Genomic DNA, 5,567 nt, shown 5'->3' with positions numbered 1-5,567 from the left:
GGGACAGGTCGATCGCGAACGCGACGAACGCGACCGTGAGGGCGGTCGCGGCCGCCCACACCAGGTCGGAGCTCAGGTCGGCAACGGTCATCGGTCAGCCTTTCGTGGTCGGTCGGTGCGAGCCTGACCGGTCGAGCGGGGGGAGGACGGGGTGCGTGGCGCAGCGGGGCGCTCGGCGGGTGGGTCGGTCGTGGGCGGGGTGCCAGGCAGCGACTCCACCACGCGGTCGACCTCGCCCTGGAGGCCCGCGTCGTCACCGCGGGCGAGGCCCGCGACACTCACGACGGTACGCCGTGCGGGCGTGGCGCCGTCGGGCGGCTCCTCGCTCCACACGCGCAGCCAGACGCGACGGCGCGGCGTGAAGAGCGAGACGGCGAGCCCGCCGAGCGCACCGAGCGCGAAGACGAGGATCCAGACGAGCGCCGGGTCGTGGCGCAGGTCGAGCGCGACGTAGCGCGGGACCTCGCCCTCGGCGAGCGTGATGGTGCCCAGGCCGTCGGGCAGGTCGACGGTCTCACCCGGGGCGACGAGCACCCGGACACGCTCCCCCTCGGCGTCGACCGAGGGCGTGAGCGTGTCGGTGTTGAGGCGGTACACGTTCTGCGGCAGGCCCTCGTCGAGCCCCAGGTCGCCCCGGTAGACCTCGAGGACGAGCAGCGGGTTGATCGGTTGCGGGAAGGTCGAGCGCGCGCCCACCTCGTCGACCTCGGCCGTGGGCAGGAAGTACCCGACCAGCCCGATCTGGTCGAGGCCCGGCGACGTGTCGGGCACCTTCACGACCCCCCGCGAGGTGTACATGGTGTCCTCGGGCAGGAAGGGCACGCGACCGGCGAACGCGACCTGGCCCTCGGCGTCGTGGATGGTGATCTCGGGCGCGTAGCCGTTGCCCTGGAGGTAGATCTTGGCGCCGCCCGCCACGATGGGGTGGTTGACCTTGATCTGCTCCTGCTGGGACGTGCCGTCGGGGTCGCGCACCGTGACGTGGGCCGTGAAGTCGCGCGACTGCGCGAACGCCACGGCGTCCATCGCGAACTGCGCGTCGAACGAGTCGAGCGTCATGGAGAACGGGACGAGCGAGGAGGGGCTGAACAGCGAGCCGTTCTCGAACGTGTCGTAGTCGACGACCGCGTTCGCGAACCCGCGCCCCTCGGTGATGATCGCCTGGCCGCGGAAGTGCAGGAGCTGGCCCGTGGCGACCGCCACGAGCAGCCCGAGCAGCGACAGGTGGAAGACGAGGTTCCCGGTCTCGCGCAGGTAGCCGCGCTCAGCCGCGACCGTGCGCCGCTCGGGCAGGCCACGGGCCGGGTCGGCGGGCTCTGTCCCGACGTCGACGCGGAACGTCGGCAGCCAGCGCAGCCGACCACGCAGGTGCTTCACCGCCGCGTCCACGACCTCGTCGGGCGTCGCGGTGCTGGACGTCTCGGCCTTGGCCGGGAAGCGGTCGAAGCGGCGTGGTGTCCGCGGCGGGCGGTTGCGCACGGCCTGCAGGTGCGCTTTGGTGCGCGGCAGGATGCAGCCCACGAGCGAGACGAACAGCAGGATGTAGATCGCGGAGAACCACACCGACGCGTAGACGTCGAAGAACCCGAGCCGGTCGAGCCACTCGCCCGTGCCGGGGTTGTCCTGGAGGTACGTCAGGACGGCGGCCGGGTCCTGGGGGCGCTGGGGCAGCACCGAGCCGGGGACGGCGGCGACGGCGAGCAGCATGAGCAGCATGAGCGCGACGCGCATGCTGGTCACCTGGCGCCACGTCCAGCGCAGCGTGCCGCGCAGGCCGAGCGCGGGGAGCTGTGGGGTGGGGCCGCCGGGGGTGTCGGCATCGGCGGTCTTCGTGCGCCTCTTCCGGCCCGACGGCGCCGCCCCCCGCGCGGGCGCGGTCTCCTCCTCGGCGGTGCTCGCCTCGGGCTCGGGGTGGCTGTAGGCGTCGTCGATGCCCTCGGGGCGGTACAGGTCCTTGTCGCTCATCAGATCACCGTCTCGAAGCCGGTGATGAGCCCGCTGAGGCGCGCGGTCCAGGTGCCCCAGACGCCCGTCACGAGGGCCAGGCCGATGAGGATGAGCATGCCGCCGCCGATGCGCATGATCGCGACGCGGTGGCGGCGGAGGAAGGCCACGGCCTTCTTGGAGCGCTCGAGCCCGATCCCGATGAGCAGGAACGGGATGCCCAGGCCGAGACTGTAGGCGATCCCCAGGATCGCGCCGCGGCCGGCCGTGGCCTCGTCGAGCGAGAGCGCCACGACGGCCGTGAGGGTCGGGCCGATGCACGGCGCCCAGCCGAGGCCGAACACGATGCCGAGCAGGGGTGCCCCCCACAGTCCGGCGGTGGGGCTCACGTGGAGGCGACGGTCCCGCTGGAGGAACGGCATGGCGCCCATGAACGCGAAGCCCATGAGGATCACGACGACCCCGAGGACACGCGTGATGACGTCCTCCCACTCCTTGACGTACACGCCCACGGCGCCCGCAGCCACCATGAGCAGCACGAACACGAGCGTGAAGCCCGCGACGAACAGGCCCACGCCGGTCACGACGCGCCACCGCCCGGTGGTCCGGGCCGTCTTCAGGGCGGTTCCTCCGCCACCCGCACGCGTGCCGGTCGCCCCGGCGTTGGCGGCCGCGAGCCCGCTCACGTAGCCGACGTAGCCGGGGACGAGGGGCAGGACGCAGGGCGAGGCGAACGACACGAGCCCCGCGAGGATGGCGACGGGCACGGCGAGCAGCATCGAGCCGCTGAACGCGGTCGTGGCGAACGTGCTGCCGACGTCGCCGGCGAACGAGAGGGGACCCATGCGTCAGGCGCTCTCGGCGAGCAGGTCGTCGACGAGGGCGCCGAGCGTCGAGCCCTCGGCGCGCCCGATGACGCGCGCGGCGACCCGGCCCTCGCGGTCGAGCACGACGGTCGTCGGCACGGCCTGGAGCGGGACGGAGCCCTCGAGCGTCGCGATGGCCTCGCCGCGCGTGTCCTCGATCGAGGGGTAGGGCACCTCGAACGTGCGCTCGAACGCGAGCGCGGCCCCGGCGTCGTCGGTGCTGTTGATGCCGAGCAGGTGCACCCCGTCGGCCGCGCGGTCGTTCGCGAGCGCGACCAGGTCCGGCGCCTCGGCCCGGCAGGGGGCGCACGAGGCGTACCAGGTGTTGATGACGACGACGTCGCCCAGCCACTGCGAGGTGTCGACCGCGCCGCCCTCGTAGTCCGTGCCGGTCAGGACCACGGGCTCGTCCCGGTCGGAGACGTCCCACGTCTTGACCGAGCCGTCGCCCGAGACGTAGCCCTGGCCCACGACGTCGTCGGGGCTCGTGGCCCCCGACTCCTGGGAGCAGGCGGACAGGACCAGGCCGAGCGAGACGAGAGCGACGATCCCGGAGGTCGCGCGGGCGCGACCCTGCCGGGCACGGAAGGGGCGGATCATGGCAGCACTGTCTCCCACCTGCCTGGGCACAACCTGAGAAGCGGCTGGTGCCTCACGCGCCCGAGACCTTCGCGGCACCGGGCAGCAGGTCCGCGACCGGCTCGGTGTAGTGGATGCCGACGAGGCGGTCGCCGTCGAAGCGCAGCGACGTGAGCGACGCGAGCGAGCACTGGCGGTTGCGCGGGTCGTGCCACAGGCGCTTGCCCTCGAAGGCCAGGCGGGAGATCCAGATCGGGAGCTGGTGGCTGACGAGCACGACCTCGCGCCCCTCGGCCTGGGCGCGGGCGTCGTGGATCGCGGCGTGCATGCGCGCGACCTGCTGCTTGTAGGGCTCGCCCCACGACGGACGCATCGGGTTCCACAGGTAGGGCCAGTGGCCCGGGTGGCGCAGCGAGCCGTCGCCCACGCCGAACTTCATCCCCTCGAAGTGGTTGCCGGCCTCGATGAGGCGCTCGTCCGTCCCGAGCGGCAGCCCGAAGGCCTCCGCGACGGGCGTCGCGGTCTCCTGCGCCCGCTGGAGCGGGGACGCGATGACCAGGGCGACGTCGAAGGGCTCGGGGGCGACGTCGTCGGGCAGCGCGGGCGCGCCCTCTGCAGGCTTGCCCGACAGGTGTCCCGCGACGCGACGCGCCATCGTGTGCCCGAGCTCCGAGAGGTGGTAGCCGGGGATTCGACCGTAGAGGATGCCGTCCGGGTTGAAGACTTCACCGTGACGCATGAGGTGGACCGTGGTTGCGACCATGGGGACCAGTGTCCCAAAGTTCTTCCGCGCGCGGTGCACCGGGGCGGCGTGCTCCCGGACACAGGCCCGCCGGGCGCCGGGAAGTCCCGGACTACTGGTTCTCGCGCTCGTCCACGACCCGGCAGGCCTCGGCGATCGCAGCCATGGCCTCGCCGAGGTTGCGGAACTGCTCGGGGGTCAGGACGTCGACCATGAAGCGGCGAACGGCCCGCACGTGGCCTGGCGCGGAGGCGACGAGCTCGGCGTAGCCCGCGTCGGTCATGACGCAGTTCACACCGCGACGGTCGGTCTCGCTCGCGGACCGGCGGACGAGCCCGCGCTGTTCCATACGGTGGACGGTGTGCGTGACGCGGGACCGGGACCGGGCGAGGCCGTCGGCGAGGGCCGACATCCGCATGGTGTGGTCGCGGGCCTCGGAGAGCCGCACGAGCAGCTCGTACTCGCCGAGCGTGAGGCCCGAGTGCTCCTCGTGGTCCCTGCTCAGGGCTTCGACGAACCGCGCCGTGCCGTCGAGGTACTGGCGCCACGAGTGCTGCTGGCCCTCGTCGAGCCAGGGTGCGTCCTGCGGCGCGACCGCGCGCCTGTCCTGCTGAACCGTCATCTCCGCCTTCATCCGCCACGCCCCCACCGTCCGAACAACCGCCCCAGTCTCCCATCCGGGAACAGGTTCGCTCACCAGGGAATAGAGGGACGGGGGCTTGCGTTGATGCGATCGTATGAAGTTGAATCTTCAACTAATGGCTCGTCGGACGGCGCGCCTGACGCACACGCACCACGACTTCCACAGGAGAACACCCATGGCCACGACCCTTCCCGCCGGACTGACCGCAGGCACCTACGCGATCGACCCCTCGCACTCGCAGGCGACCTTCACGGTCCGCCACGCAGGCATCTCCAAGGTCCGCGGCTCGCTCGCGATCGCCGAGGGCACGCTGAACATCGGTGACGACGTCGAGTCGTCCAACGTCGTCGCGGCGATCGACGCCAAGTCCGTCAACACCGGCGACGCAGGGCGCGACGGCCACCTCCAGTCGGCCGACTTCTGGGACGCCGAGAAGAACCCCACCTGGAACTTCGTCTCGACCGCCGTCGAGGCCGACGACGACGACTTCGTCATCGCGGGCGACCTGACCATCAACGGCGTGACCAAGCCGGTCAAGCTCGAGACCGAGTTCACGGGCACCGCCGTCGACGCGTACGGCAACTCGCGCGCCGGGTTCGAGGCCGAGACCGAGATCTCCCGCAAGGAGTTCGGCCTGACCTGGAACGTGGCCCTCGAGGCCGGCGGCGTGCTCGTCGGCGACAAGATCAAGATCGCGCTCGACCTCTCGGCGATCAAGCAGGCCTGAGCCTCCGCCCCTGACCGGCCTCCGCGTCCCTGACGCGGACCGGTACGCCAGGAGCCCGGGGGGCCC

At 72.1% G+C, this 5,567-nt stretch carries 6 protein-coding genes; 1 reads left to right on the top strand and 5 read right to left on the bottom strand.

All coding sequences use genetic code 11. The features are described from left to right. Positions 1-87 precede the first annotated feature (87 nt). The 5 genes from resB to H9652_RS19350 form a co-directional block, all read right to left on the bottom strand. The gene (resB, locus tag H9652_RS19370; protein WP_191798440.1) at positions 88-1,965 is read right to left on the bottom strand and encodes a cytochrome c biogenesis protein ResB; all 1,878 of its coding nucleotides are present in this window, start codon (positions 1,963-1,965) and stop codon (positions 88-90) included. After that, positions 1,965-2,789 (bottom strand): cytochrome c biogenesis CcdA family protein, encoded by an 825-nt coding sequence (locus H9652_RS19365; protein WP_191798438.1) that lies wholly within the window; start codon positions 2,787-2,789, stop codon positions 1,965-1,967. The genes resB and H9652_RS19365 overlap by 1 nt, the downstream gene beginning before the upstream one ends. A gap of 3 nt (positions 2,790-2,792) precedes the next feature. Continuing rightward, complete coding sequence (locus H9652_RS19360) at positions 2,793-3,410, bottom strand: TlpA family protein disulfide reductase (protein WP_191798436.1); 618 nt, start codon at positions 3,408-3,410, stop codon at positions 2,793-2,795. 52 nt (positions 3,411-3,462) lie between these two features. Further along, on the bottom strand, positions 3,463-4,152 hold the full coding sequence (locus H9652_RS19355) for a histidine phosphatase family protein (RefSeq protein WP_030152035.1): 690 nt from the start codon (positions 4,150-4,152) through the stop codon (positions 3,463-3,465). Positions 4,153-4,243: 91 nt separating this feature from the next. Continuing rightward, entirely contained in the window at positions 4,244-4,753 is a 510-nt protein-coding gene (locus tag H9652_RS19350) for a MarR family winged helix-turn-helix transcriptional regulator (protein ID WP_191798434.1), read from the bottom strand. A 196-nt stretch (positions 4,754-4,949) separates the two neighbouring features. On the opposite strand from H9652_RS19350, the gene H9652_RS19345 reads away from it, so the two are divergent. After that, positions 4,950-5,501 (top strand): YceI family protein, encoded by a 552-nt coding sequence (locus tag H9652_RS19345; RefSeq protein ID WP_191791712.1) that lies wholly within the window; start codon positions 4,950-4,952, stop codon positions 5,499-5,501. Positions 5,502-5,567: the final 66 nt, after the last annotated feature.

The sequence above is a fragment of the Oerskovia rustica genome, assembly GCF_014836555.1.
GTDB classification, from domain to species: domain Bacteria; phylum Actinomycetota; class Actinomycetes; order Actinomycetales; family Cellulomonadaceae; genus Oerskovia; species Oerskovia rustica.
This window is presented reverse-complemented; position numbering and strand designations above follow the sequence as displayed.

Excerpts from the sequence above, each read along its gene's own strand:
- resB (WP_191798440.1), bottom strand. The coding sequence starts at position 1,965 with ATGAGCGACAAGGACCTGTACCGCCCCGAGGGCATCGACGACGCCTAC.
- H9652_RS19365 (WP_191798438.1), bottom strand. The coding sequence starts at position 2,789 with ATGGGTCCCCTCTCGTTCGCCGGCGACGTCGGCAGCACGTTCGCCACG.
- H9652_RS19360 (WP_191798436.1), bottom strand. The coding sequence starts at position 3,410 with ATGATCCGCCCCTTCCGTGCCCGGCAGGGTCGCGCCCGCGCGACCTCC.
- H9652_RS19355 (WP_030152035.1), bottom strand. The coding sequence starts at position 4,152 with ATGGTCGCAACCACGGTCCACCTCATGCGTCACGGTGAAGTCTTCAAC.
- H9652_RS19350 (WP_191798434.1), bottom strand. The coding sequence starts at position 4,753 with ATGACGGTTCAGCAGGACAGGCGCGCGGTCGCGCCGCAGGACGCACCC.
- H9652_RS19345 (WP_191791712.1), top strand. The coding sequence starts at position 4,950 with ATGGCCACGACCCTTCCCGCCGGACTGACCGCAGGCACCTACGCGATC.